General features: G+C 40.6%; 33 protein-coding genes and 5 pseudogenes (1 of these 38 only partly in view). 32 read left to right on the top strand and 6 right to left on the bottom strand.

What is annotated here, in order from left to right:
- Together LEP1GSC062_RS14005 and LEP1GSC062_RS14010 are read left to right on the top strand one after the other, a co-directional pair.
- Positions 1-302, top strand: partial view of a YbaB/EbfC family nucleoid-associated protein gene (locus LEP1GSC062_RS14005; RefSeq protein ID WP_010579243.1) — the 3' portion only. Its footprint begins 4 nt before the window's first position; only the last 302 of its 306 coding nucleotides appear in the window; the start codon falls outside the window, past its left edge; it ends in the stop codon at positions 300-302.
- A gap of 351 nt (positions 303-653) precedes the next feature.
- Positions 654-1,403 (top strand): hypothetical protein, encoded by a 750-nt coding sequence (locus LEP1GSC062_RS14010; protein WP_010579244.1) that lies wholly within the window; start codon positions 654-656, stop codon positions 1,401-1,403.
- A 12-nt stretch (positions 1,404-1,415) separates the two neighbouring features.
- Here LEP1GSC062_RS14010 and LEP1GSC062_RS14015 read toward each other — a convergent pair whose 3' ends face one another.
- The gene (locus tag LEP1GSC062_RS14015; protein ID WP_039942152.1) at positions 1,416-2,150 is read right to left on the bottom strand and encodes a leucine-rich repeat domain-containing protein; all 735 of its coding nucleotides are present in this window, start codon (positions 2,148-2,150) and stop codon (positions 1,416-1,418) included.
- Between the two features lie 281 nt (positions 2,151-2,431).
- On the opposite strand from LEP1GSC062_RS14015, the gene LEP1GSC062_RS14020 reads away from it, so the two are divergent.
- The 3 genes from LEP1GSC062_RS14020 to LEP1GSC062_RS14030 are packed head-to-tail and all read left to right on the top strand — an operon-like array spanning position 2,432 to position 5,847.
- The gene (locus LEP1GSC062_RS14020; RefSeq protein WP_010579246.1) at positions 2,432-3,028 is read left to right on the top strand and encodes an LIC20153 family lipoprotein; all 597 of its coding nucleotides are present in this window, start codon (positions 2,432-2,434) and stop codon (positions 3,026-3,028) included.
- A gap of 13 nt (positions 3,029-3,041) precedes the next feature.
- Positions 3,042-3,734, top strand: coding sequence for an HmuY family protein (locus tag LEP1GSC062_RS14025; RefSeq protein WP_010579247.1), 693 nt, complete (start codon positions 3,042-3,044; stop codon positions 3,732-3,734).
- A gap of 4 nt (positions 3,735-3,738) precedes the next feature.
- Entirely contained in the window at positions 3,739-5,847 is a 2,109-nt protein-coding gene (locus tag LEP1GSC062_RS14030) for a TonB-dependent receptor plug domain-containing protein (RefSeq protein ID WP_010579248.1), read from the top strand.
- A 273-nt stretch (positions 5,848-6,120) separates the two neighbouring features.
- On the opposite strand, the gene LEP1GSC062_RS14040 is transcribed toward LEP1GSC062_RS14030, so the two are convergent.
- Entirely contained in the window at positions 6,121-7,341 is a 1,221-nt protein-coding gene (locus LEP1GSC062_RS14040; RefSeq protein ID WP_279625788.1) for an MFS transporter, read from the bottom strand.
- Positions 7,319-7,996 carry a biliverdin-producing heme oxygenase gene (locus LEP1GSC062_RS14045; protein WP_010579250.1) on the bottom strand — a complete coding sequence of 226 codons (678 nt, stop codon included), beginning with the start codon at positions 7,994-7,996 and terminating at the stop codon, positions 7,319-7,321. The genes LEP1GSC062_RS14040 and LEP1GSC062_RS14045 overlap by 23 nt, the downstream gene beginning before the upstream one ends.
- A gap of 534 nt (positions 7,997-8,530) precedes the next feature.
- Here LEP1GSC062_RS14045 and LEP1GSC062_RS14050 point away from each other — a divergent pair.
- Entirely contained in the window at positions 8,531-10,105 is a 1,575-nt protein-coding gene (locus tag LEP1GSC062_RS14050; RefSeq protein ID WP_010579251.1) for a hypothetical protein, read from the top strand.
- Positions 10,106-10,110: 5 nt separating this feature from the next.
- Positions 10,111-11,342 (top strand): annotated as a pseudogene (locus LEP1GSC062_RS14055) (AZOBR_p60025 family cell surface glycopolymer formation protein).
- A gap of 168 nt (positions 11,343-11,510) precedes the next feature.
- Here the strand turns inward: LEP1GSC062_RS14055 and LEP1GSC062_RS25575 are convergent.
- Positions 11,511-11,693, bottom strand: a pseudogene (locus LEP1GSC062_RS25575) (IS630 family transposase); the annotation flags it as partial.
- A gap of 33 nt (positions 11,694-11,726) precedes the next feature.
- Positions 11,727-13,054: pseudogene (locus LEP1GSC062_RS20550) on the bottom strand (IS256 family transposase).
- A 197-nt stretch (positions 13,055-13,251) separates the two neighbouring features.
- Here LEP1GSC062_RS20550 and LEP1GSC062_RS14070 point away from each other — a divergent pair.
- The 6 genes and pseudogenes from LEP1GSC062_RS14070 to LEP1GSC062_RS21980 all read left to right on the top strand — a co-directional run.
- A pseudogene (locus LEP1GSC062_RS14070) lies at positions 13,252-13,632 on the top strand (hypothetical protein); the annotation flags it as partial.
- Positions 13,629-13,979 carry a hypothetical protein gene (locus tag LEP1GSC062_RS14075; protein ID WP_010579253.1) on the top strand — a complete coding sequence of 117 codons (351 nt, stop codon included), beginning with the start codon at positions 13,629-13,631 and terminating at the stop codon, positions 13,977-13,979. The pseudogene LEP1GSC062_RS14070 and the gene LEP1GSC062_RS14075, both read left to right, overlap by 4 nt.
- A gap of 13 nt (positions 13,980-13,992) precedes the next feature.
- Positions 13,993-14,415: a hypothetical protein gene (locus LEP1GSC062_RS14080; protein ID WP_010579254.1), complete on the top strand. Its 423-nt coding sequence runs from the start codon at positions 13,993-13,995 to the stop codon at positions 14,413-14,415.
- Positions 14,416-14,427: 12 nt separating this feature from the next.
- The gene (locus LEP1GSC062_RS14085) at positions 14,428-14,898 is read left to right on the top strand and encodes a hypothetical protein (RefSeq protein WP_010579255.1); all 471 of its coding nucleotides are present in this window, start codon (positions 14,428-14,430) and stop codon (positions 14,896-14,898) included.
- Positions 14,898-15,333 (top strand): annotated as a pseudogene (locus LEP1GSC062_RS14090) (M15 family metallopeptidase). The gene LEP1GSC062_RS14085 and the pseudogene LEP1GSC062_RS14090 overlap by 1 nt, the downstream one beginning before the upstream one ends.
- Positions 15,288-15,488 carry a hypothetical protein gene (locus LEP1GSC062_RS21980; RefSeq protein WP_020984588.1) on the top strand — a complete coding sequence of 67 codons (201 nt, stop codon included), beginning with the start codon at positions 15,288-15,290 and terminating at the stop codon, positions 15,486-15,488. Before LEP1GSC062_RS14090 ends, LEP1GSC062_RS21980 begins: the two are co-directional and overlap by 46 nt.
- A gap of 293 nt (positions 15,489-15,781) precedes the next feature.
- On the opposite strand, the gene LEP1GSC062_RS14095 is transcribed toward LEP1GSC062_RS21980, so the two are convergent.
- Complete coding sequence (locus LEP1GSC062_RS14095) at positions 15,782-16,273, bottom strand: hypothetical protein (protein ID WP_010579258.1); 492 nt, start codon at positions 16,271-16,273, stop codon at positions 15,782-15,784.
- Positions 16,274-16,623: 350 nt separating this feature from the next.
- Here LEP1GSC062_RS14095 and LEP1GSC062_RS14100 point away from each other — a divergent pair, with 350 nt between their 5' ends.
- The 19 genes from LEP1GSC062_RS14100 to LEP1GSC062_RS14195 all read left to right on the top strand — a co-directional run bounded on the left by LEP1GSC062_RS14100 (position 16,624) and on the right by LEP1GSC062_RS14195 (position 25,856).
- Positions 16,624-16,821, top strand: a complete 198-nt coding sequence (locus LEP1GSC062_RS14100) for a hypothetical protein (protein WP_020984612.1) — start codon at positions 16,624-16,626, stop codon at positions 16,819-16,821.
- A gap of 209 nt (positions 16,822-17,030) precedes the next feature.
- The gene (locus LEP1GSC062_RS14105; protein ID WP_010579259.1) at positions 17,031-17,426 is read left to right on the top strand and encodes a hypothetical protein; all 396 of its coding nucleotides are present in this window, start codon (positions 17,031-17,033) and stop codon (positions 17,424-17,426) included.
- Positions 17,427-17,431: 5 nt separating this feature from the next.
- Positions 17,432-17,656 carry a hypothetical protein gene (locus tag LEP1GSC062_RS24885; protein ID WP_039942183.1) on the top strand — a complete coding sequence of 75 codons (225 nt, stop codon included), beginning with the start codon at positions 17,432-17,434 and terminating at the stop codon, positions 17,654-17,656.
- A complete protein-coding gene (locus tag LEP1GSC062_RS14115; RefSeq protein ID WP_010579261.1) occupies positions 17,653-17,847 on the top strand; it encodes a hypothetical protein in 195 nt (64 codons plus the stop codon). Before LEP1GSC062_RS24885 ends, LEP1GSC062_RS14115 begins: the two co-directional genes overlap by 4 nt.
- A complete protein-coding gene (locus tag LEP1GSC062_RS14120) occupies positions 17,844-18,218 on the top strand; it encodes a hypothetical protein (protein WP_010579262.1) in 375 nt (124 codons plus the stop codon). Before LEP1GSC062_RS14115 ends, LEP1GSC062_RS14120 begins: the two co-directional genes overlap by 4 nt.
- Positions 18,215-18,400: a hypothetical protein gene (locus LEP1GSC062_RS24890; RefSeq protein WP_010579263.1), complete on the top strand. Its 186-nt coding sequence runs from the start codon at positions 18,215-18,217 to the stop codon at positions 18,398-18,400. The genes LEP1GSC062_RS14120 and LEP1GSC062_RS24890 overlap by 4 nt, the downstream gene beginning before the upstream one ends.
- On the top strand, positions 18,397-18,603 hold the full coding sequence (locus LEP1GSC062_RS14130) for a hypothetical protein (protein ID WP_010579264.1): 207 nt from the start codon (positions 18,397-18,399) through the stop codon (positions 18,601-18,603). Before LEP1GSC062_RS24890 ends, LEP1GSC062_RS14130 begins: the two co-directional genes overlap by 4 nt.
- Positions 18,604-18,638: 35 nt before the next feature.
- A complete protein-coding gene (locus LEP1GSC062_RS24895) occupies positions 18,639-18,965 on the top strand; it encodes a hypothetical protein (RefSeq protein WP_010579265.1) in 327 nt (108 codons plus the stop codon).
- Positions 18,966-19,290: 325 nt separating this feature from the next.
- On the top strand, positions 19,291-19,482 hold the full coding sequence (locus tag LEP1GSC062_RS14145; protein WP_010579267.1) for a hypothetical protein: 192 nt from the start codon (positions 19,291-19,293) through the stop codon (positions 19,480-19,482).
- Positions 19,479-20,318, top strand: coding sequence for a hypothetical protein (locus LEP1GSC062_RS14150; protein ID WP_010579268.1), 840 nt, complete (start codon positions 19,479-19,481; stop codon positions 20,316-20,318). The genes LEP1GSC062_RS14145 and LEP1GSC062_RS14150 overlap by 4 nt, the downstream gene beginning before the upstream one ends.
- Positions 20,319-20,470: 152 nt before the next feature.
- Positions 20,471-20,656 (top strand): hypothetical protein, encoded by a 186-nt coding sequence (locus tag LEP1GSC062_RS14155; RefSeq protein WP_010579269.1) that lies wholly within the window; start codon positions 20,471-20,473, stop codon positions 20,654-20,656.
- A gap of 2 nt (positions 20,657-20,658) precedes the next feature.
- A complete protein-coding gene (locus LEP1GSC062_RS14160) occupies positions 20,659-20,907 on the top strand; it encodes a hypothetical protein (protein ID WP_010579270.1) in 249 nt (82 codons plus the stop codon).
- An 8-nt stretch (positions 20,908-20,915) separates the two neighbouring features.
- Positions 20,916-21,146 (top strand): hypothetical protein, encoded by a 231-nt coding sequence (locus tag LEP1GSC062_RS14165; protein WP_010579271.1) that lies wholly within the window; start codon positions 20,916-20,918, stop codon positions 21,144-21,146.
- Between the two features lie 13 nt (positions 21,147-21,159).
- Complete coding sequence (locus LEP1GSC062_RS14170; RefSeq protein ID WP_010579272.1) at positions 21,160-21,531, top strand: DUF736 family protein; 372 nt, start codon at positions 21,160-21,162, stop codon at positions 21,529-21,531.
- Between the two features lie 188 nt (positions 21,532-21,719).
- The gene (locus LEP1GSC062_RS14175; RefSeq protein ID WP_010579273.1) at positions 21,720-22,868 is read left to right on the top strand and encodes a replication initiation factor domain-containing protein; all 1,149 of its coding nucleotides are present in this window, start codon (positions 21,720-21,722) and stop codon (positions 22,866-22,868) included.
- 305 nt (positions 22,869-23,173) lie between these two features.
- Entirely contained in the window at positions 23,174-23,746 is a 573-nt protein-coding gene (locus tag LEP1GSC062_RS14180; RefSeq protein ID WP_039942186.1) for a hypothetical protein, read from the top strand.
- Positions 23,747-23,856: 110 nt separating this feature from the next.
- Positions 23,857-24,951, top strand: a complete 1,095-nt coding sequence (locus LEP1GSC062_RS14185) for a hypothetical protein (RefSeq protein WP_010579275.1) — start codon at positions 23,857-23,859, stop codon at positions 24,949-24,951.
- Position 24,952: 1 nt separating this feature from the next.
- On the top strand, positions 24,953-25,246 hold the full coding sequence (locus LEP1GSC062_RS14190; RefSeq protein ID WP_010579276.1) for a hypothetical protein: 294 nt from the start codon (positions 24,953-24,955) through the stop codon (positions 25,244-25,246).
- Positions 25,239-25,856, top strand: a complete 618-nt coding sequence (locus LEP1GSC062_RS14195) for a hypothetical protein (protein ID WP_020984617.1) — start codon at positions 25,239-25,241, stop codon at positions 25,854-25,856. The genes LEP1GSC062_RS14190 and LEP1GSC062_RS14195 overlap by 8 nt, the downstream gene beginning before the upstream one ends.
- The last annotated feature ends 30 nt before the right edge of the window (positions 25,857-25,886 follow it).

Consider the following 25,886-nt stretch of genomic DNA (forward strand, 5'->3'; position numbering starts at 1 on the left):
TCGGTAACAAGTTAGAATCAATAAAGCAAATGAATCAGATGCGAGTAAGAATAAAGAAAGCGGAGAAGGATCTGATGGCGCTTTCCTTCGAAGCAAAATCCAAAAACGACTTAGTAACTTGTATCTCCGACGGAAAACTCAACATCAAAGATATATTTATCGAAGACGAACTTCTTGCAAAAAACGATAAAAAACTTTTACAGAAGAGCATCAAACAAGCCGTATCTCGTTCTCTTGAACTTGCACAAAATGCGGCTGAAGAACGAATGGGAGAATTTCGCGGAATGATGGGAATGGAGTGAGTTCTTCTTCGTTTCTCGTCTTAAACACTTTTTACCCAGCCTGAAATTTTAGAATTTCAAATCGATTCGTCTCTCAAAACCAGATTTGTTTTCGAACAATAGAAGCTATCTCAAAAATATCTTAGGAATGATCGGAATCAGCATTTTAAGCAAAGATAAAATATTTTTGAGCAGTTTCTAGTTCACTTGACGTTCCGTATTCGAAATCAAACTTTATGTACATCTAAATATGTCTTTTCCACTTTTTTAGAAACTAGAAAGAATACTTGATTGAAGATTTTTTCCCAACTCTTAAACTACAAAGAATCATTTTACACACCGTATATTCGGGAATCATCAACGCTAAATCCAATGTTCAATCGTAAAAAGGGACGATTTTTCGTATTTTTCACAATTTGTATCTTCACAACCCGATTCTGTTCCTTGGACAACTCAAAAACGGAAGGCGTTCCTGGTCACAAACCCATCTTACCCTTGTTATCCGGAGAATATTATTCCAAAATTCAAAAACTGGAAGAAGGTTATTTTGTGAGGCAGTTATTCCTAGACATGACCCGAAAACAAAGCAAATTCATATTTGCTCAGTTGAGCGTAACCCTCGGCAAAAATCGAGAAGAAACCAGAATGGAAGGAATCGTAAAAACAACAAACAGAGGAGTACAGTTGATTCCGGAATCCTGCCGAGTTTTTACGAACAGAGAATCCGGAAACCGATGGGCCTTAGTCCGCGCCTACGATTGCGATCATCTTTCCTTTCAAATCGAATCAATCCAATCCAATTCGATTTCTATCGAGCCCGATTTTATACCTGGAAATCCAAGCGGAGTTTATAGAAAATCGGCGTCCTCCGATGCAAACAAAATCAGTGCTCTCGTTTTGGAAAGTGAAGGAAAAATTTTAGAAGTCTGGGGACTCAGGCTTTCCAGAGTGAGAAAAAACGCGACGATCGTATTGGAAAAAGAAAACGGGCAAAAATATCCGGTTCGTGCTTTGAAGATCATAGAAACCACGGGACAAGTTACAGCGGAAGGAATTCCCATAGAAAAAGAAGATATCCTCCTCTACGACAATCGCTCGGAAGCCGGACCGCTTACATATTAAAAAAAAAGAATATTATAATGAATCTACGTGCATAGGAACCAACTTGAGGTAGGGGAGTTGCTCTCGCACTAGATCTAATTCTTTCCGGGAAAGATCTAATCCCGACCATTCTAAATAACGTAAGCCCCTCATTTCGCGGATAGAACGAATCTCTTTGATATGAGTATGTCCGATTCGGAGTTCTAAAAGGTTCCTACAATTTGCGATTGGTTCCAAAGAGGAGACTTCCGTGTTTCGAATATCTAGTTGTTGTAGTTTGCACTCTGAGCCAATAAAAGAAAGATCGCGAATTTTGGTTTTATACAAACCTAATTTAGTCAATTTACCGACTCCAGGATATCGTTTCAGATCTTGTTCATCCACGGATGTTTCATTTAGATACAAACTGTGTAGAACGGGCAATTTGGATAAAACGGAAAGATCCTTTACTTTGGTCCCGCTTACATTTAGAAAACTGATTGTCTTTAAGGAACTGAGTTCTTCTAAATTCTGAAACTCCGGATGGGAAATTTCCAGAGAAGCGAGATTTCTAAAATCGACCAATCTGGTTATATCCGGAAATTCATTCTCACCAAATCCAATCCAACGAATTTGATACGGATAATATCTAAGGACTTTACCTTCTTTAGAAAAGACGGGAACTCCACCGGAAACAGGTTCTTTTTCTAAAAGAACGCATGAAAAAGTCCAAAAGCAGAAACCGGTAATCAAAATCTTGGATAAAGAAAAAGAACAGATCCGAATCATAATTTGGTACGATTGAGAATTAGGATTCAAGAAAAAGAAGCCAATTTTTAAAATAAAAAGCTCAAGAGAAGTACATTTTTGGCGTAGGAGCTCCCACACTTCAAGTGTTCAAAGTTCACAGTTAGAATTTAAGATTTTAAAGGTAACATCCAATAGTGGGTTTTTGTAAGTGTTAAAATGGAACTCACAAGAATAGAAAATTCCTTCTTCTCACGCACGATTTTGAGTTTGACTCTCATGTTCACAACTTCAAGATAGCTCAATTACTAAAGGAGTACATCATGAGAAATATTCAAAAATATGCGAAAATAGCAGTTACTTTTAGCCTCATCCTCGGGCTACTCTTAAGCTGCAAAAACGATAAGAAAGAAGATGATAAAAAAGGCGATGGCATTGCTTCTTCGATGCTTCTTTTGGCTTTAGTCAGTTTAACCCCCAGTTACAACTGTGCCGCAACCGTCAAAGGCAAGGTCGCTTCCCTACCTGCAATGACTGCATCCACTTCCGTTCAAACACTTATTTATGGCAAGGTTCCATTCGTAAATCATTCCATCGCAGCCGTTAAAGTTACGGGTGCAGTTAATGGAACTAAAATTGTTTTTACCGGACGTAACGTTGCGGATTTTGACGAAGGGAGTTCCAACAATGAAAACGCTCCTTTGGTCTACAATGCCTCTTCTTGTGCGCTTTCCGATGTCGCTCAAGATACAACAAGATCAACTTACACTACAACTAGCGAAGGTCAATACGGTTCCGCCGCAGGCGACGGTCCTTATACGTATACGCTGAATGCTACAAAAGGTAAAGATTACTATTTTGTTTTCTATCTTGCGAGTAGAACCTCCGAGCCTCCCGCGACTACGTTCCAACTACAATAAGATATCGATTCAAATGAACGCATTTCTGAACTTCAAACCGCTATCCCTCTTCGGACTCGGAGCCTTGCTCCTTGTTTCCTGCGCGAGACAACATTCCGCGGTCGACAACGAAGAACTTGCGTTCAAACAATCGATTCTCGCCTTACAAAAACAAATCGAAGAAGCGAATCGTTCTAAAATTCTTTCCACAGAAGCGAACGAAGACGGTTCGTTTACCACGAAAGTTAGATCGGTTTCGTATGACGTATGGATCAAATACAACTTTGCAAACAAAGCTCAAGCTTTTGTTCCGGATGCATCCGGAGGCTGGGACGTGGGTTTTCAAAGGTTCAAGCTTCAGACAAACGGAGGTTTGACCTATTCGGAGGGACAAGGAGGAGCCTGTTTGACCAATCCTGTTCTCACCGATTTTAACGCCGCGGCTTCGAGTAATTCTGCGGCCTTGGGTTGTACAAACGCTTCTTTTTCCCCCGACACAAACGTATCTGAAATCGCGGCTGGCGGAGTTCAAACCAACTACGTGGGAAACAACGTTCTCAACAAATGGTTTAACTACACTTTCGCTTTTTTGCAGCCTAATCATAACGTTTTCATAATCCGTTCCAATACTGGAAACGAATACTACCTCTTTCAAATTACCAGTTATTATAATTCCGAGGGGACCTCGGCGCATCCCACCGTAAGATGGAAACAAATTCCTTACTAACCGTATGTTCTTTTCGATCCGTCGGCTCTTTCAATTCAAATCGATTCAGATCCTATTGCCGATTCTCTTTTGCATTTCGGTCCAAGCTCAAGATGAAAGCACAAAAGTTAGAAACAAAGTCATCGAAGAAGAATCGCCTAACAGGATTACTACGAAAAACGACAACACAGCTGCAGAATCACTTCGAAAAGAAAACGGGCAAAACATTCCAGAAGAATCCCAAATCGTAGTCACAGGCTCCAGAGGCGAACGAAGACTCAAAGACTCCACGGTTGCGACCGAAGTAATCTCCCGTAAAAAAATAGAAGCCAGCGGTGCAAGAAACGCAGCCGAAGTTTTAGAAACCCAATTGGGAATCGATGTGGTTCCATTTTTTGGAGGTTCAAGAGTTCGAATGCTCGGCCTCGATTCGCAATACGTTCTGATTCTAATCGACGGAGAAAGGATTGCAGGACGTTTAAACAATGCCGTGGACCTCAGCAGATTCAAAGTCCAGAACTTAGAGAGAATCGAAATCGTAAAAGGCGCCTCATCAGCGTTATACGGAGCAGACGCAATCGGAGGAGTTATCAACCTCATCACAAGAGAGGCGGATAAAAAACTAAGCTACGAAATGCGCACCACTTACGGAAACGGAAGTCGAAAAAATTTCAACACCGAAGGGGAATTCAATACTAGCGCCAACATGGGTTTTAGAAACGAATTCGTCAGCGGTGCGGTTTCCGCAGGTTACAATAAAAATCCGGGTTACAGACTAGTTTCGAATTCTCAGGCTACGACCGGAAACGCTTATCAAGATTTAAACACGGGGATGAATCTCACCTTCAACCCGGACGGAAACTTCAAAGGTAAAACGAGAATTCTTTACCAACACAGGGATCAAAACGGTGTGGACGTAACTCAATCCAAAGCAACTTTTGATCGGAATAATAAAACACACGATTTTTTAGCCACGGGTTCTTTGGAATACGGATTTGGAAAAAGAAATTTGATCTCCTTTCGAGGAAACATTTCCAAATGGGAAAACAAATACTACAACAACCAAAGAGGGTCGGACGAATTAGACGTGAAACAATTGAACGCAGAACTCACTTCCCAAGGAACTGTTCAATTGGACATGGAAGCTTCCGAAAAACATTTTATCACGATAGGTGCTGAATCCTTTGCAAACGAATTAGAATCGGATCGGTTACAGAGTCGGTACGTATATAGAACTAGAAAGGCCGTATTCTTTCAGGACGAGTGGACCGTCTCCAGTTCTCCTCGAATTCGAGTGATTCCGGGAGTAAGATACGACGACGATTCTCAATTCGGCAATCAAACGACTCCTAAGCTTGCGGTCCGTTACGATATTTTTCAGAACTTAGTTTGGAGGACGAGCTACGGAAGGGGTTTTCGTCCACCCAGCTTTCAGGAATTATATCTTCGTTTTGAAAACCCGGCCGTGGGTTACGTAGTGGAAGGGAACCCGAATTTAAAACCAGAACGATCGATCACGATCAACTCGGACTTGGAATACAGTCCTTTTAGTTTTTTGACATTTTCCCTCAGTTTATACCGCAACGACATTATCAATTTAATCCAGTACAAATTCGATTCGAACAAAGGGAAGGAATTTGCCGAATTTCAATTACAGAACATCGCGAAGGCATATACGAGAGGAGGGGAATTCGGAGTTCAGTATAAATTCTTAAAATACTTCACGCTCGAATTGGGTTATAATCATACGGATACAAGAGATCTAAATACGGACAGACCTTTAGAAGGAAGAGCGCTTCATCAGGCGTCTGCAAACTTCATTTACAACTCCCCTGGAGGGTTCCAATTCAACCTGAGAGGAAAACATCTGGATAAAAGGCCGTTCTATAGTGCCACGAATAATCTTTCTGCGGCAGGACAAGACTATATTCCCACCGAAGTTAAATTGAACGAAAACCCTCCCGTGATTTACGGAAAACCGTTTACGATTCTGAATGTAAGAATCGAACAGAAATTCTTCAATAAACACTTTTCTCTTTTTTTGGGAGTGGATAACGTGCTCAATCAATACGAACTTGCCTACAATCCGACTCGACCTCGATTTTATTACGGCGGATTTTCCGCTCAGTTTTAGGTTCCGTTAAACCTCCAAAACTATTATAACGTTATTTCAGAAATGATTCTCAATAGAGTTGTTGAAAAATTAATTCTCTATCCGTTTCTGCCCTATTGAAATGGACGTTTGAAGCAGTTTTGCTAATCTGAATCATGGAATTTTTCAACAACTCTAATGTAATATAATGATGTTTCAAAAGTGGACCGCGAGCGTGGGGGTTTGTCGAAATGTAGAAATACGACGCAAATCGGATAAAAACGTATTCCAAATATAAAATATTTTTAGAATATTCTAAAGTTCTTTCTTATTGAGGATCTTGTAAAACGGGATACTCGTTAAAACGATCAGAATCTGCGCGGACCCGAATACAAATGCGGTGAGAGAAGATCCTAAAAAAGGAGCCCAAGTAGTAGAAATCCGATCCAACCCCACCGAAAAAATCGGACCCAGAAAAAATCCAAGGGAGCCGAATCCCATCAGACCGGCCATTACAAGCCCGTTATTTTCGCGCTTACAAAGGGAAGAGGCGAGCCGTAAAGAAGTGGCGAACATCAACCCCGCACCCAATCCGCAGAATAGAAGTGAAACGCCGATCCATATAACCGACTGGAACATTCCGGAAAGGGCCAAAGAAACCCCGTAGATTAACGATCCGATTGCGACTGGAAAATATTTTCCGGTTCTTTTGGAAAGACGAATCGCAGGATAAGATAAAAGAGCCATCGGTAAAAAAACCAAGGATAACATTTTTCCGGTCTCGGAAGGATTAAGGAAAAACTTTTCCCGAAGACGCAGATTCAGAGAACTCATAAAATATCCGGAAGTGAAACGATCCAAGAACTGGAATGCGAGAGGAAACAAGAGGAGAGGATGAGTTAAAAAAAGAACGCAGGATTCTTTCCAAGAATGTTTTTTCGAGTATCTCAACTTTTCTTCGGGAACAAATCGATATACGATCCAACCAAGAAATAATAAAATTCCAGAACCGATTCGAAACGGTAGAGTTGGATCCTGTTTCCCTAAAAAGCCGAAAGAAAGTCCCACGGCTCCTCCCAAAGAAAGTAACATTCCGGATAGACCCATCAAACTTCCGTTGCCGAATTCGAGTTTAGTTTCTCCATGCTCAAAGTCAGCAACGGAAGCGAGAAGTAATCCAATCACGAATACGTGCGTTCCTCCTTCCAAAAAGCGAAAAAACAAAAGTGTGGAGAGATTTTCCGCATAAGGAAGAAGGTTTAAAAGCAAGGCATCAAACCCACAAAAAAGAACGACGAGTTTTTTACGAGTTCCGAAATAATCCGAAAGAAAACCGGCGATCGGCGAAAAAACAAAAGACCCAAGCATCGCTATACTCAAAAACCAGGCGACTTCTCCATTGCCCGATTGAAATCTATCCTTTACAATTTCCTTAAATACGGGCACGATCATCGTGACCGGAAGCATCGCCAAAAAAACGGCTACTGGCAGAAAGTATGCGGATTTTTTCAAATCAGCCTTTTCCCAAAACGGTATCGTAAACTTCCTTACCGATTGCAGAAATCAAGTCCCGTTCTAGTTCGGAAAAAATTCCCTGATTTAAAAGAAATACCTGTTTGGATTCGGATAGAATCGCTTGCTTTTCAGAATCGTTTACGGGCAGAGAATCCAATGCGATCCGATAATTTTGTTTGAATCCGTTGATATCTTGAATGGCGGGAAATTCGTAAAAAGAAATCCCTTGTCCTTCCGGAAGGTTCAAAGCTCTGGCCGCAACTTTTTTCAAGATTTGCCCGCCGGAAAGATCTCCCAGATAACGGACATAGGAATGTGCAGCCAACAATTCCGGTCGAGTTTCGGAAATGTTTCGGATTCTTTTCACATAAACTTGAGTCGCCTCGCTAGGTTGACGATCCGTTGGTTTCCAGGTTCCATAAAAGAATTGAAGATCTTCTAAAAGCGCATCTTTTCGATAAAGCTCCGGGAAATGAATCGATTTTAGTACCGCATTTCCCGTATGGCGCTCCAATTCTTCTTCCATAGATTCGTAAACAAAGTAAAACGCTTCCAAATGTTTTGCATAAGTTCCTTTTTCTAAAATTCCTTTCATAAAACAACGAATGAAAGCGGAACCTTCTGCAGCTTTGTGTTCTTCGGATGTTCCTTCTCGTAAGATGGTTGCTAAACTCATCTTGCACCTCCTGACAATAGTGTGACAATTCTTTTAAGCTGATACTGAGAATCAAACTTATTTTACACAAAATCGCCGATTTTTATTGGGAAAGTTCAAACTCTTCAAAGAATGAATCCGAGAGAGTTTTTGAAGAATTTGTGGGAGCTCCTACAAACAAAGAATTGTCGAGACCACGGATATTTTGCGAAGAAGACCCGGGAAAACGAAAATCTTGAAAGAGATTCCTGGGAAAAGCCGTAGGAGTTCACACAAATGAGAAAGATAGAATTTTACTAGACTTATTGTGGGGAAACGACGGCAACAAAAACGTAAAAATTGGGAATCCGTAGGGCTAAGCTAATGGCTGCTTGTTTCAATGAAATTAAAAAATAGTCGTTCTCATCACGATCACGTTGGCTAAAAAAATATGATCCAGAGTAGGACTTTGAAATTCGCCCGTTTCCTCTGGACAAAAGTCCGAACGGTTTTAGTGTGGATACCCATGAGATCATACTCTTACGGAACCTGTTCCAATTACAATTCCAAGGTAAAATGAATCCCGAGACTCGAGTAAAAATCAAAACGATCTGGATCTCTCTGCTTCTATTACTTGGATTCCTATTTTTAGATCGAGTTCTGTTTCCAATCGCTCTTTTTGAATTTCCAAACGAGTTAGAATGGGACACTTCTCCTTGGTATAACTTTCTTCATAAACAAAGACACATTCGTTTTGAAAAAGACGAAAAAGGGATTCTCATCGCAGGGAGTAGCGTCGCTCTCTATTCCGCATATCCGCAACAGATTACGGATAAAGTACGAACGTCCAACATAAAAGACGGGGAAAAATTCAGAGCAGAATTTTATTCTCATCCCGCCCTATCTCCCACAGATCTTTATTACTATTCTGACGATATTTTAAATAAAAAACCAGAACTCGTGGTCTACGTTTTAAATCCAGCAGATTTACAATTAGATTATATTCAAAAACAAGAATATTCCGGAGTTGGTTTCGACGAACGAGCGAGATTAAAAGACTACAAAATCCGTCATCAAAATCGCTTTATTTTTCCGGGAGAGTTCCTTGCGGACCACTGGAAAGACTATACAAAAGGGGAATTCTTCGCCCAATTGACCAAAGCATTGATCTTACTCAACCGCTTTAGAAGTTTCGTATACGATCCTTGGATAGAATACATGGAACATCATACGAGAACCATGCGCTCCTATCACTATTATACAGGTTCCATGCCCAAAGAAGGGATTTTTTTGAGAGGATGGACCCCGCCAAAATTCACAATCGAATGCGAACTCAAAGACGGGAAATTGTCGGAAGATATCTTCACCCAGAAACCGGGAATCAGAGTTCGGATCGACCGAATCTCACCCGCCGATCAACGGATCTCAACGCAAGCACCCGTTCATAATGAAATATATTCGAAAGCAGGCTGGAAACCGTTGATTCTTGAGTTTAAGGAAAAATCCGGGAGAATACCACAAACTGTAACCTTAGAATTTACAGTTTTACCGACCACGAGTTCCAATGAAGTTGATGCGAGAATTTTCGGCGTTCCCGCGACGTACGGAATCCGTCTTCCTCAAAACTTTTGCAGAAGAGAGATTCGAACTGGAATCTCCTATGAAAGAATTCACGGACTGGACGATGATCGGATCGAAGCCATGTCCGACGAAGATTATCTGAAAGACTACGCAAAACGTCTTTACTATAATCCCGAAAACGAAGGCGCACTCAATCGATTGAAAAAAATCCAGAAGAACAAAGAGATCTTGGGTAATTCCCCTTATTTCATTTGGTCCGAGATTCAATTCTTGGAAAAGACGATCGCCAAATTTAAAGCGAACGGTCAAAAATTGATCATCATTAATTCTCCCGAAAATCCAATCGAAAGTAAATATTACAAAAATGGAAACTGGTATCAGGGCTATCTTAAATTTTTGAGCTCTCACAAAAGCGATACATTCGGTTTTTACGATCTCAAGGATGCGATTCCCGACAAAAAATTGTTTTTAGATCCTCATCATCTGACTTTCAACGGAGCAAAACGCAGTTCCGCTTTCTATACCGATGTCATTCTGAATTTTTTAAACGTTTCAACACGGAAAGAATAATGAAATTGGATGCGTTTTTTTCAAAAATTCGATCCTTATTTGTAAATCCTCTCTTAATCCTTCCTCTGTTTATTTTATTGTACGCTCTTTCTTCCTTTTTAATCTGGAAAAAATACGATTGGAATCCGAGTTCCCAAATCAACTTCGGAATGCAATTCGTTGTTCAAAATGCGGCCGAAACTCCAAAAGGTGCGGTCGTGTTTTTAGGTCGTTCCGGTGATCTAGGAGCCGGCTACGACGGACAAATCTTTTATTATTATTCCAGAATGTTAAGCGAATTCAATTTAAACTGGCCCAAAGGATTCGAAGAAAACATTCGTGCATCTAGAATCGGTTATCCTCTCTTTGTTTCCGTATTCGGCTGGTTCGGAACTTGGGGAACCGTATTCGGAATGTATTTCTTAAATCTCGTCTTGATTTTGATTTCTTGGTTCTTATTAAGAGATCTTTGCGGCGAAAGGCATCGCATCTATTCAAGTCTCTATTTATTTTCGCCCTTTCTTTTAGGAAGTTACTCGCTTTTAGTCTGTGATGCGATTCTAACCGGATTTTTAGTGATAACATTTTGGTTTTACAAAAAAGAAAAATGGATTTGGTTTTCTTTGTTCGGGGGAATTTCAATTTTAACAAAGGAACAAGCTCTCTTTTTACTTTTTCCTCTTGGAATTGAAGCTCTCTCGAAAAAAAATGGAAAGACGCGGTAATAATCGTTTCGACTTTATTTTTGCCGTTTCTTTGGGCCGTTTTTCTAAGAATTCAATTCCCAAATTGGTCTCCGACAAGATTCACCGATTTTTTTACTCCGTTAGACGGCCTTATCGGTTATTGGAAAGAGATCAATCATCCTTCTATAGTATTTTTTTTGCAAGCTCCCAATTTTGAAACGGGCCTAATTCTCTTTGCAAAGAAATTTTCTAGAGTTCCGATCTTTATTCTATTCGCCGTCGGTTTGTTCATTCTCAGTAGCGGAAATTGGAAAAAAGGAATCGCAGAGCGACTTGCTTTTTTCTTGGTGATGTTTTCCATTTTTTCCGCAGGTTATGTACTGTATTGGTCTTCCTATGAAAACGTCTCTAGGATGTTTACAGTTTCAACTGCGTTTTTGATCTTTTGGAAGTTAGAGGACGACTCCATCTCAGACTTCGCTTATTGGATCGTTACCGGAAGTATCGTTTTCATTTTTTTGTTCAAACTTACATTTATCTCTTCGACACTTCCCTACGAGATCTGGAAATGAAGATTTTTTTTACGTCATTTTAAATTCTAATTTCAAGTCCAGAACAAGAATCATCAATGAGAACAAAAGTTGTAGGAGCGTTTCTTAATGGTAAGTCCGCACTCATATTAGCCACTGTTCGTTTAAGGCATGTCGCTTTCTACTACTGATCCATATAAAAATGAGTACCTAAATACCAGCTTGTCTCCAATAACTATCAAAACTGATTGTATTTGATTTCAATATACCTAAAGTAGATTTAGTTCTTTGAATCAATTGGCTAAGATTCTCCGGACAAAAATTAGCCATATAGTTTTTCTTCCAACGACACCAGATATATTCTTGCGGATTTAACTCCGGAGCATAAGGAGGGGTAGTGTCAGCAATCCTGTGTAAATAACTTTTTTAAAACGAATCCAATTTCAATCGATCTCCGAAAAGAATCGCAAACTGGTTCATCGCTTTTCCCCAATCTTGAATCGGCATGGTCCATTTTTTAGACATATTATTCAAAGCTAAATAGAGAAGCTTGATTGCCGCCTCATCGTTCGGAAACGAACCCCGATTCTTGATAATCTTTCTTTAAGCCCACTAATTCATAGATTCGATAGCATTTGTAGTGTATATCGCCTTACGAATGTTAGGTGGATAGGCCAAAAAAAGGAATCACCGAATCCCAATTACTTCTCCAAGACTTGCTGATCATCGGATACTGACTATCCCATTTGGTTGAAAAATCATCAAGGCTTTTCTTAGCAATCTCTTCCGATGGAGATTTGTAGATGGCCTTTAGGTCGACTACCAACTCTTTCCTCTGTTTGTAAGAAACCCATTTCAAAGAATTCCTAACCATAGGAACGATACAAAGTTGAACTTGTGCATTAGGAAAAACTGATATGATTGTATCCGGAAATCCTTTCAATCCGTCGACACAAGCAATTAAGATATCTTCAACGCCTCGATTTTTTAAATCGGTTAAGATCTGAAGCCAGAACTTTGCCCCTTCGGTGCGTTCTACCCAGATCCCAAGAATCTCTTTTGTGCCCTGTAGATTGATTCCTACTGATCTCTCCATAAAGGAGTACCACCAATTTTAGCACAAATCCCCGTTTAGACGCAGAATTTTGGACACTCTATTATGTAGATTGATTCCTAAAGCCAAATAGAAGGCTTTGTTCACGACGTGGTTGCCATCTCGAACCTTCACGATCAGCGCGTCCATGATGAGAATCGGATACACTTTATCCAAGGGTCGATTCTGCCATTCGATCACTGTTTCCATTACGGAATCCGTTACTTGAGAAATTAAATCCGCTGAGACTTCAACTTGATAAATTTCTTTCAGGTGTTGAGATATTTCTCGAGTTGTCATTCCGCGTGAATACATCGAGATGATCTTTTCATCGAAGCCGGTAAATCGTGTCTGTCCTTTCCGGATTATCTGAGGTTCAAAGCTTCCGTTTCTATCTCGAGGAACTTCCAAGTCAATTGTCCCAAAGTCTCCTTTGAGCTTCTTACTACTTTTTCCATTTCTTGAATTGCCTGTGTTATTTCCAGTCGAGGAATTTTTCTCATACCCAAGATGATGCGTCATCTCTCCTTGCATCGCTCGTTCAACAAGTGATTTGGTGAGTTGTTTTAAGAGGCCTTCGTTTCCGATCAGCTCCTCGGGGGGTTTTACCTTTGATTAATTCATCGAGTAGTTCTTCCGCTCGATTCTTCGGTTTGCTCATACTGCTTTATCCTTGTTACTTTTTCTTTTTTCTACAAGTCATTTACACAATCGAGATGACACCCTCGAAAGGAAAACAAATCAGAAAAGTAGAATATAAAGAAATACTAAAATACTAAACGACCTTTCTCCAAAAGCCGCCCTCTTTCCAAACCCCCGGAGGAAGTAGGGGAGAAACTGATCACTCCGTTACAAAATTCTCCTAACTTAATCCGGGGTCTATTTTCTATGTCCGTAGATTTTAATTTTACGGAGAAGGGGGCGGTTCTTCGTTTCCCTCCGTATATGAGAACGCGGGTAGAGGACGGTTTAAAAGAACTTCTGCAAACGATCGTTTCATCGGTTCGGGAAATCTCTACCGAGAACCGTTCTATCGAATTCGATTTTACGAATACGTTAGTCGTAAATCCGTATTCTGCAAATTCTATTTTCGAAATCATAGAGGATGTTCAGACAAATAACGGGGTTTATCTCGTTTTGTCGTTTCGTGGAAAGCACCTGAAGGATTTTGAAATTGCTGTTCGTAAACTGTTATCCCGTTCCGATTCCAAATCCGTAAATGTGAGGAAAAGAAAATGAAGCATATAATTTCAATTTTATTAATATTCTCCTTTGTTTCGTGCGCGTCTTACTCCGAACAGGTGAAACAAAACGAAACCGATTTGGACCGGATGGAACAAATCGTATTCGCGTCTAACGATATTCCAAAAACGGATATGGAGTTTATTAAAAATACTCTCTCTAAAACGAAAGAACTTTTAGACAAAGGTGTTGAGGAGTCCGTTCTTGCGGACAAGTGGCGTGACTGGATTTTTGACAAATGGCTATTTATTGCGTTATTTGTGTTGGGTGCGGTTTCGTTTCTCGTTTGGAAATTAAAATCGTTTTCGTTTCCTCTTCCTTCTCTTGGAAAATCCGAATATTAGGAGTTTTTAATCAATGGCACAACGTTATTATATCTACTACAAACAAACCGGATCCGGGAATTTTACCGTTGGTAAACCTTCCGGCTATAACAAGTTTTTACACAACCCGGACGTGAAAAGAATGTCGTTTGAATTGCCGTCTGACAACGGAAAAAGTCAGGAACAAATCGGGAGATTCATTCAGGATTTTCAACGTTTGAACGCCGGTAGATTCGCGATTTCGAACGCTGTTACTGGGGCCGTTTCAAATCCACCCGCTCCGAAACCTCCGTCCGGTTCCGGTGGAACCGATTCAAAAGTTCCGTCTACTACGATTACAAATTCGGGGAAAGCGGATCCGGAAAAGAAAGACAACAACAACACAGTTATTATTGTTATCGCGATTGCTCTCGGACTCGTATTTGGTCCTAAGCTTTTAAAGAAACGGAAACGGTAAGAACAATAAAATATGTCGTTGCCCGAGTATCCAGATTTATTCGATTTCAAATATACACCTAAGGGGATTGTGTTTCACGCTATCGATTTTTCTGGTTATTCTGGCACTGTGAATATTCCGGATTCTCTTCGGTTATATAACGCATTTTTCGAAGATTTTGAAAAACGTAGAATTGGGTTTCGAGTTCAAAATGGATCGACCTACCGAGAAACCAATATTGCAAATATTTATTCAAATGATCCTCAGATTCCGGTTTTTAACAAAATCTTTTCACAAGCGAATTCTAATATTCCAAATTTCAATACTGTAATTAAAACATACGATTTTGATTCTGGCGGCCCTTCTGCTCCGTTACCTACATCGTTAGTTGAATGGCTGGAAAAGAATTTTAAAGATGTTAAGACGATTTTGATTGTTATTCTCTGTATCTATGCCGGTTGGAAAATTTTTGGAAACGATATTCTCGGTAGGAACCGGAGATAATGAGCGTTATCAATTCCTTCGAAAACGTGGATCCTCGACTCGTTTCGTTTTTCCAGGATTTGAAACGGACGCTTCCGTCCGTCTACGTTTTCGAGTCCCGCCGGTCGTGGACCAGGCAAGCGAAACTTTACGCGGCCTGCAAAGCCGGGACCGGCCACTGTCCGGCGGGCCGCACCGGGAAGTTCCGCGCATCAATACGGTCGGGCATTGGATATTAACGGATTTAGCGCGGAAAAGGATCGGAAAACAATTGAAGCCATTTTAGTGAAACATCCGGATATTGAATGGGGCGTCGATTGGAAACAGAGTGACCCGCCGCACTTTCAAATTCGGAATTGGAGAAACGGGCTTTCGTTCTCTGAAAAAATCTTCGACGGGGGTTATTGGGTATGGGCTGTAATTGCAATAATCATAATATTCCTTCTCAATCGTTAAACGGCGAACTTGGATTCTGGCCGTTTGACTGGTTGGAACAAAGGGCAACCGAGTTTTGTTTGGAAAAAGCGTATGACCATATTACGCCGGTTGTTGTGTTTGTTATCTGTATCGTTTTGATTCTCGTTTTGGGTGGGCGGCTTACGTGGGTTTAACGACGTTTATAAATACCTTCTCTCTGACCAATTCGCTCAATTATGATTTCTTTTTTGATTTCATCGATAAAAAATAAAACCCGATAAGGCCAAACGACTAATCTATAGAAATCGCTTAGAGGAGATTCCATCGGAGCTATTCCTGTATTATTCAATCCGTTTTCTTTTAACTTATTGATTGCCTTTCGGATTTTTTCTTTGTCAGGATTCGGAAATCTTTTGATTTCCTTTTCGATAAAACTTTCGTTTGTGATTGAATATACGAACTTGGAAGACAGAAAACTACGCCTGATTTAAGCCGCGTTTAATCTTTTAAAAAGAGCTTCTCTCATTTCAGGAATGGAAAGTAAGTCGAGTGTCGCCTCGATGGATCTCATCTTTTCAACAATTTGCTTTAGAAGTTCATAATGTTTAAATTCAAAATGAGACCCATCAGCAGATTCTAATTCATCGCGCATCTCGATTAAGACTCTTTCATAGATTTCTAATATTTCTAAAAAACGATGATAATCTCTATCACATTGCTCAATACTCATTTTATAAAGAATGCTTCCGTATCTTTCCAATGCTGTCAGAAGTCTGCCTTCTAATTTGTAAAAATATTCTAAAAACCATTCAGAAATCGGAAATACTTTATCAAGTAATCTTAAAGAAATTCGTATTGGAAAAAGGACGACCCGTAAGGTTTTTAGAACCGGACTGGAAACCGTATTTTTACGAGTTTCCATTTCCACTACGAAAGGAACCAATTTTAGAGCGTTTGAATTTAAGATTGCGGTTGCCATGATTTTACCGAACTGACTGGTTTTTAAACCTACCAGAATGATTCTACCGTATTAGTCGGACTTTATACAGAATTATCAAGAAAAAAATTTGCGAATTAGAATAGTAATTTGGGAATATGTCTACGACCTTTCCATTCCCCCGTTCGGTCCCTGTGAAACGTGTGATTTACCCGTTTCACAGACCATTTTTCAGTATCCCGAAATAGAATAGAAAATACGTTTTAAATGTAAATTGGGAATATGTCTCCCGAACTTTATGAGACGTTTTTTCCTCAAGCGACAGAATTTTTTCTTGATAACATTGAAGAGTCTGTTATTAATTGTTTATCCTTTGAAGCAGGAGGTGATACATGTTGGCAACCACTAAACCAGTTACATTAAGAATGGAAACAGAAGTTTTAGATCGTTTTGATAGAATTGTCCAAAAGGCGAAAAAAAAGCCTTTAGGGACACTTACAGACGATACGATTCAAAATTTTATTCGACGGCTCGTTATAAGCGAACTCGATCGATTGGAAAACGTCGTTGCCAATTCGTCGAAAGCATAATAATAACTAAACTATATTATTTAATTTTGCCACGAATTGGGGACATAACAAACGAGGCATAATTTCCATTATCGTTCTTATTTGGAACATAATTCCAACTTCCGATAATGTATCTATTGTCTATAAACATTATGGGACAAAACATATGCGTTTTGGAACATAATAAAAATTGAAAATATTTTGTCTCTTTTGCGAGAGATAAAATATTCATGACTGAATCAAAATTTCAAACTGAACAAACTTCTAATAATGGCATATTCGATGATCCGAATATGAAATTAATACGAAGTTCTAAAACAATTGTAATAGGGGAGGGCGACGCTCCCTCTATTGCCCCAAACCGTTTCACGCACGCCCTACGTCCCTCAAACGAAACAATCACCCCCGAGGCCCTGTCTCGAATTGTAACCGGCCTAACTACAGTTCTCGAACAAACTCAAACAGTAAAATACCATATCTCCGAATTTTCACACGTTATGAAAAAGACGAGAGAACTTGGAGCGGCCGCCGGTTGTCACGAGACCGGAATCGCCGCCCGCGTGTATACCAAACGGGAATTAATGAAACTCATCATTCTACTCAAAAACCTCTACAGGAAGTATTAATGGTAATGAACGAATATTTTATTCACTTCATAGAGTTGAGTGGCTTTGTGCGAGCGTTTAGAATACAATCTCGGAGTTTACTGGGAGCAAAACAACGGGCGTCGAGAATATTCAACCAACTGTCTGGCTTGTTGATTAGAGAAATAGAGATTAAAGACGCGAATTCAACTAACTCGTTTTGTATGGCTCACAGATTTATCGGATCGAAAAAGTGGAGTTCGTTTTTATGAAACGAGTAGTAAACATAAACTCGGTGGTTCTACGAACGGGTGGGGAATTGATTTTAGATAACAAACAATCTATGCACCTATTAACACGAAGCCTCTGGGTTACAGTCCCAGAGTTTTTTCCTGATAAATATTTTCCGGTAACGTTAGCGGGAGCAAAAAAATTTCTGAACGAGGGGAAGATCAAAAAATGAAAATCCTTTCTATCGAATTCAGTCACGGCCCGGTTTCCATATATGCTCACTCGTTCGAGTCGGAACGAGTGACAATGTGTGTAAAAGGATTTTTGAATACGTTTAAACAGTTCAGTGACTTAACACATGAGTTGAGTCCTGGAATCGGACGGGTTACGATTTGTTCGACGAATCCAAGCGCGTTTTTATTCACGTTACCCAATACGATCGGAACTCTGCATTTACATTTTTCAAATGGTAGAGATACGATCGATCAGGACGTTATTATTTCGACTCTGCAAAGTTCGGAACGGACGGCCGCAATGGAGAAGTTATTAACTGTGGTTCGTTTATTAATACAAACCACTGAATCGGAGCGTATATCCGCATGAAGTATTTGAAATTTTTAATATGTTTCTTCAGCGGGACGGCGGTTGCATTTTTTATTTCGTTTTGGATTGAAACGCTAAACCCGGAACCGCACGAAGGGGCGTTGCTATTTGAATCGTTATCCTGGTATTCGTCTATGTTTCTCGCTGGAATATGCGGATTCATTGCAGGGAGGGGGAAATGAAAGACTTCGTGGATGAGTTAAATAACGAACTCAAATCAAAAGGACTTCCGGGGGTAACGGCCGGAAGTCAGGTTCAACTCAAAACGTGCGCCGGTTGCGGACGTGGTGCGACGGTTTTGTATTCAATGAATCGTTGCAGAGTTTGCATATCAACCGGCTACCGGAATCGTTTTTTACCACCGGGAAGAATTAAGTTTTTTTAATATACAATGAGACATAAATAAAAGCGGAATCTATTATGGAATTTTATCTCTGTTTAACTTTTATCACGGGAGCCTTGAGCGCTGCATTTTGTTTTTTCATGCAAAGGGCGTATTCCGATTTAATATCATCAAGGCCGCGCGGGAAGACACAGGGCGGCGCGGGAAAGCGCGCCATTGATGCGATGTGTGAAATCAAGAGCCTGAGTAAACGGCTGGCTCTTTTTTCTGAAACTTTGAAGTTTCAGAGCACAATGTTAAACGAACTTTTTGAATATGATGAAAATCCGGACTATGTCCATATACGAACTGAATTAGAAAATCTGATAAAGTTAGTAGATTCTAAGGCTCTAAAATACGAGTGAGATAATGGAACTATTTCTAATACTACTCATCGGAACGTCTGTGTCGTTCGGACTGTTTTACTTAGACCACTTTGCAAACGAAAGAGAGATTTCGAAGTGAATAAGAAGACACGGGAAGTTCTTGAATCACACCTTGCCGGTTTTCTCGATGAGACCCTTAAAGGACTGAGAGGCGTTGCTCAAAAGGAACTCTTCAATAAAGAGAATCATCAACTGAGTGGACCGGAGCAGATAACGGAGTTGGAACCGTGTGAGTTTTGTGGAGTAGTAAAGTCGAAAGGGATGGTTTGCCTTCCTTCAAACTTAAATTGTAGGAGAAGACGAAATGCCTAAGATTTTAAGAACTGTAGAATTTTGCGAGGATGTAAAAACGATGACGCGTAACGGACATTCGAAGAGAGATACGGCCAAAAAGCTCGCTAAAAAATATCTCGGACCAAACGGAAAGATTTCGCCAAAGACGGTTCGAATCGCATTAGAAGAGGGCCCACTCGCTCCGAAGGAGCCTAAGCTGTGATCTTAGATTTAAAAGAAGCAAAGCGGGCTTTACAGGCAATTTCGGCCAACTCGGAAGCAGGAACAAAATTCCGAATTTCTTTCTCCAACGCAAAAGCAAACATCCTACATTCACAAAACGTATTAAAAATTCCGTCGTGGCTTCCGTCCGGAGATTATACAGTGGAAGTCTTTCAAGTATCGGAAGAAGAGGAAAGTCCGCGTTCTGCATTTGAATTCCGTTTACCAAATAAAAATCAAATACAACTCGAAGAGCCAACCCCGGAACCCCCGAGCAGTTTACAAAATACTCATGTTTTAGACGGGAGTATTCCTGTTTCCGCACTCAATGCCTTGCTTGCACTTCGAAAAGAGGACCAAAAGGAAATCGATCACAGAAAAGAATCGGATCGCTTGATTTGGGAAGCGAAGATTGCCTCGTTAATCGAGAGCCACAAGAACGAAATAGAGAGAATCAAAGAATCATATAAGAACGAAATCGAACGATTGAACTCGACGCACAAGTTCGAACTCGCTTTAACTCAAGGGAATGTGAACAAACTCGAAGAAGCAAAGGAGCAACTCACTAAATCAATTGAAAGCAGATTGAGGAAAGAACAAAAATCTTTAGTTCCTGCACCTCCTCCAAGCTTCGACGTAAATACAATTACTCAACTTTTAAGTCATCCTTTAGCGTCTGTTTTTATTTCAAAAATTTTCGGTGTGGAAATCCCAACCATTCCCGCTCTGGCCGGGAATCCTCAAGCATTACAATCGATCATTTCAGAAGTTACGAATATGCTTGGTTCCGGAGAAGGCGGCGGGCTTTCTGAATTGCTAAACAGGGGGACTGAATGAATAGTCAAGAAAGAGAAATACAGGAATTGAAATATAAGGTTTCTTTAATCAAGGAAATCTTTCATCTGATATTTCCAAAGTTTGAATCGTTTTTGAGTTCAAAAGATCGTGAACTTATTAAAGCGGCACTCATAAAAATAGGAGAGTAAAAGATGAATCGAATAGTTGCAATCAACGCAATCTGTGAGGACGGTTCGATGCTCGTTTTAAAGGTGTCTGAAATGACGATCATTGATCGGAAGGTGGTGGAACAGATTCAAAAAAACGCGGCTTCCGGAGAGAACATCCAGGAAGTTCAAGCGCAACTTGAAAAAGTGTTAGGAGGCGATCCGAGTTAAAAATGGCTCATGCTTACTGCTACGATCCAAAACGAGACAAGCGACACAAGGTAGAACCACCTAAACCACGTTACACTCCGAAAGGAGACGGCAAGGATTGGATCCGGGAACTCTGCGCGACGTTTCGCGGGACTTTGATTCCTCCGGAACGTTATAAACCGGAATGGAGAGAAATCGACTGCCTTGGTAGTGGTAAGCCTGTAAATCCCGAGCCGGTAGGCGAGAAGCATTCAAAAAAAATAAAGGAGTAAAAAATAAAATGGGAATATATCAAAAGGGAATGGTCGAAATCGGCCCTTCAACAGACGAAACAAAAGTTCCTCGAATTCAAGTGAGGTTAATGGAGAAAAGCGGAAACTATTCGTTTACGATTTCTGAATCTAAGTTCAAACTTTTAGAGAAAGCAATTCTCGAAAAGAATCGGATCGAACCAATCAAAAACAAACAAAACGAGACCAGAAACGATCTGGGTTCTCTCGAAGTGGACTAAAGGAGACTAACGCATGAGCAAAACTTTGGGATATATGCAAGAGAAGAAAGATAAAGACGGAAACAAGTTTTTCAACTTGGAAATCAATCTCCCTTTTTCTCCGAAAATGGAATTTTTTGCAACGGATAACGCGAAGAAAAATTCTCCGGAAGCCAACGACTCCGCACCTGACTACTTAGTTTACTACGCAAAGAATCAAGTGGGAGCCATTTGGAAAAAGATTTCTAAGAATGGATCTAAAGAATATCTTTCTTGCGAAATAGTCGCACCGCTGTCCTCACAAGGCAAGCTGAATTTTGCGCTATTTCCGGATCGAGAAACGGAAGGAAGATTCAACGTCTCCTATTCCGAACCAACCCAGAAAAGGGAAGATGTCCCGTTCTGATGGGATACGGCTTTATTTTGTGGCTGGGAAGCTAAGGGAGTAAGGCAAACACCATAGGCAGGCCGGAGGACGTTCTTTGTCCTCCGGTTTTTTTTGTGTCCGGCATTCAAGCCGGAGGCAAGGGGGGTTAGTAAATACCCCCTTGCTAACTTAATTTCAATAAAACTAAAACAATAAAAGGCAACATCATGAATTCTACTAAAACATCTATATTTATTCCGGACGAATTAAAAAAGCCGTTCGTGGACTGGCTTTCGTTTTCGATCGAGTATTCAGAAAAAGCCTGGGAATGGCTTCGTTTTGTATTTGGGGAGCCTGAAATAGAGGAAAAGGGATCTAGTACCGGACACACTCATAGATTCCGCGCGCCGGGGGATGTTTATGGTGCGTTTTCTCCGGAGCGAAAGAGTCAGAAAATTTATATTTCGCTGTCCTCGAAAGCTTTGTTCTCGTTTCGTTCTTCCTCTCTTAGTTTAAACGAACTAATCGCACAAGCGATTGAACTGAATGGAAGATTCACGCGGGTCGATTTGGCGCTGGATGACTACGAAGGTCATTTGAACCTACCTCATATTTACGAAATGTTAAACCGGAAGCATGTCGCAACTCGGTTTCGTGGATTTAGTAAATTTGAAGCGCCTGTAAATTTAGTCGAAACCGGAAGTTTATTCAAAGATCATAAAATAGGGCGTCATGGATATACAATCTATATCGGTGCGTTTCGCGGTAGTAATACTTTCGTAAGAATCTATGACAAGAAAAGACAGGTAGGTCCGGAATGCGCGTGGCCGATCTGGAATCGATTAGAATTTCAGTTAACTCACCAAGCCGCCGATCAGTATTGCAATCCAAGCTGGAACGTTGACCCGGAAACTGGAGAGATTTTAAATTCAAACGAACGGTTTCCCGATCCACGCCGTGCAAAGTTCGAGGATCGAAACTTTCCTAAAACAGCTTTTTACTATTTAAAATTCCTCGAACCGACATACATTCAGAAAAAAAACGATTTAGGTCATTACTATTTATCCGAAAAACAAAAACATTTCTGGGTGCCTTGTAGTTGGTGGACAAATTTTTTAAAAACGTCGGAAGGAAAATCAATTGGACTTCCAAAAAATGAATCCGGACTTGAAAATATTGATAACTGGATAAGGACTCAGACGTCCGGTGCGGTTTATCTTCTAACTGAATTTTATGGTGAAGAATATTTGAACGAAGTTCTCAAAGACGGAAAAGAAAAGTTTGAAAAGAATAAAAAATACCAAACAATTTTGAAAGAAGCGAGAGAAAAACGAAAAAATCCTCCAAAAATCGAGTTCGACGAGGTTCCGTTTTGAAGAAAAACGGAACTCTAGTGAAACCTTCCTGAAACTTTAACGCTACTTTAATGGGACTTTAGTGAAACCTTAATGATACTTTACTAAAACTTTAGTGAAACATTTAGTAAATTAAAGTCCCGTTCTATTCTTTTTATTTGGCGAATCCTCGCAAAATTCACATTTCTCTTTTGATACACGAATTCTTTTTAGAAACAGAAAAATTAATCCAAAGAAAATTATTTTTTTAAAAACGAAACATTAGCGAAACATTAAAAAATAAAGGTCTTGTGCGTTTTTCTAAGTCGGTTCTGAAATTTTCTTTTGTGATTCCAAACGACTTAACAGAAATAATTCAGAAACTACCGAAGAAGGATCAGGAATCATTCGAACTCATTTTCAGACTTTTCGAGCAGGATCCTTCCCTTGGAGTAATTCGTTCAACTCTCGTTCCACTCGGTTCGTATCACGATACGGTGGAAGATGTTTTTCGAATTGCCTATCTTTACCCGCAAGACTTAGGCGAATATTTACACAAAAGTATTTTTGAACTGTATAACCTGGTTCGGTCTCTTCCGTATCGTCCTGATCCTCCGGGACTTGAAACAGTCAGTCGTTTTAAATTCACGCGACTTCCCTGGTTTCCGATTCGGGATTGTGACGACAAAACGATTCCGATATTGTCGTGGGCGATTTTTCACAACGTTCCTTGTCGCGCGGTTGTATGCGGGCAACGCGTCCGACCGCACCACATTTACCCGGAAGTTTTGTTAAACGACGAGTGGCATACGGTAGACGCAACGTATTCCGACAGATGCAGGTTCGGACAGAAACTATACGGAGAAAACTTCCGAGAAGAGTTCTATTTAAAGGACTTTGAAAAAAAATTCAAAAAATGAAACTTTAGCGGAACTTTAGTGAAACATTAGAAAAAGGTAAAGGAGTTTCGTTAGGAAAAATTCTGTACTTTTTATTTTGCCGGTGTTAGTCTTTCTAACAGAAAAATCAAATGACGTTTAGGTATACATTAGAAGGCGATCAAACAGCAGAGCTTCCACAAGATGCCGTTTTGTTAAGAGTGAAAGGGAAATACCTTCCTACTCACGATCTTGGGAATGGGGTCCTCAATGGAGATTTTTACGTTGAGGAGCTCGACTATCACTCTCCTGAAAGGGCGCAACTCTCGGGTGATGAAGATTCGACGATTGCGGTTCGGCTGGGATCCTTTTATCACGATGACGCGATTCCGATCGCATTGTCCGGCGATGAATTGGGATTTTTTGCGGCTGCAAAGTTATTCGGACGCGGTTTTAAACTTCCGTCATTTGGAAGACTTCCTTCGTTTCGCGGCGTAAAAATAAATACGAGTGGAATATCGAAAGGGTTTAGAGGCGCAACGCGATCAATTCAGAAAGCAGGAAAAGATGTTTTAAAGACCGGACAAAAAGCAGTTAAAGATTACGGAAAGACTTTACAAAAAGGTTTTAAAGACGCTGGGAAATTTGCCGGAAAGGCTTTGGAAGCGGTTCCGGATATTTTACAAGCCGTAGGCCAAGGACAGGGCGGTGCAGGCGAAGAAGAACCTACCGAAGACGAACAACCGGAAGAATTTTCACAATCGGAAGGATTCTCGGATGAAACCGGTTCAGAACCGGCTTACGACGAATCCGGATACGGGGATGAGATGTCAGGGGAGCTTGGATTTTTCCAAGCGGCGATGGCGGCGGCCCCAATGGTATCTAACGTTTTGAGTCAGTTTTCAAACATTCAAAATCAAAAGACTCAAGCAAAAAACCAAATGAATATGAACAAGATGAATTCTATTATGAATCTTGTTCGGCCTACGAGTAAGGCGCCTGTAAAAAAAGCGGTTCAGCCTGCTCAAAATAAAAATTTTTCGAATCCCGCACTTTCAAAAACTCCGGAAGGTAAATACGCCTTAACGTATTCGAATCGGGGAGGAAGCGGAGAAGAACCACCTCCAAATCCAAACGGGAACAATCCAGATAAGAAAAATGATAAGATGCTTCTATATGCCGGAGGCGGTTTAGCGGCAATCATTGTCCTCGTAGTCGTTTTTAATAACATGAAAGGAAAGAAGTAAGATGGCGGCTAAGAAAAAAAGCTCTAAGTCAAAACGCAAAACTACAAAGCGTCGCACTAGTACGAGATCAAAAAAGACCTCTTTGGTTTCGATCGAAAAACGATATACGTCTACAGCGAAGCCAACGCTTCACAAGTATCCAAAGAAACCTGCTAAGAGTGCGACGAACGCGACTAAAAAAACATACATTGAAAAATTCAAAGACGTTCGCGAGAAGAACAAGCGTTTGCTTGACCAGTGGCAGGCAAATGTAAAGGAAGCAAACCAATTGAACAAGGAGATTTACGGTGGCTAAGAAAAAAACGTCATTTATCGATACACTCAAAGAGGGCTTCAACGGCGATACTCTCATAGGGGCGGGTATAACCGTTACGGCAATGGCCCTAAGTTATTTGGGTCAAAACTTCGTTCCAGAATCAATGGACACGAAAAAAAAAGCCCGTCCGATTTTTATTCCGCTCCTGGTTGCCCTCATCTCGGTCTTTCTTCCCAAAAAGGAATTCAAAATTCATGGAATCATCGGTGCCGCGGTCATGCTCATGTTTGGTATTCTTCGGGCTCTGGATGAAGAGAAAGCCAAAGACAAACGAATTACCGGAAAGATGTTCGGCCTTGATACTCTCGGCGGGGATCCGAACGAAAAACGAATCGAATTCAATAATTTGAATGAAGTCGGACAGTTCATCCAGGCGACACAGTCCCAGGTAAATGGATCCGACGGAACCGTTTACGATTTCGTTCCTCTGTTAAATCAAACGGTTCAAGGGGATGAGAACGGACTCTATGGGGATGACGGTCTTTACGGAGATGAAAATGGACTCTATGGAGACGACGACCTTTCCGGCGACGAAGGCGGCCTATATGGCGATGAACCACAACGCGAATACGCGGGTGGAATGATCTAACAAAATCAAATACACGCAATTTTAGGAGAA

This window comes from Leptospira alexanderi serovar Manhao 3 str. L 60, assembly GCF_000243815.2.
Lineage (GTDB): Bacteria > Spirochaetota > Leptospiria > Leptospirales > Leptospiraceae > Leptospira > Leptospira alexanderi.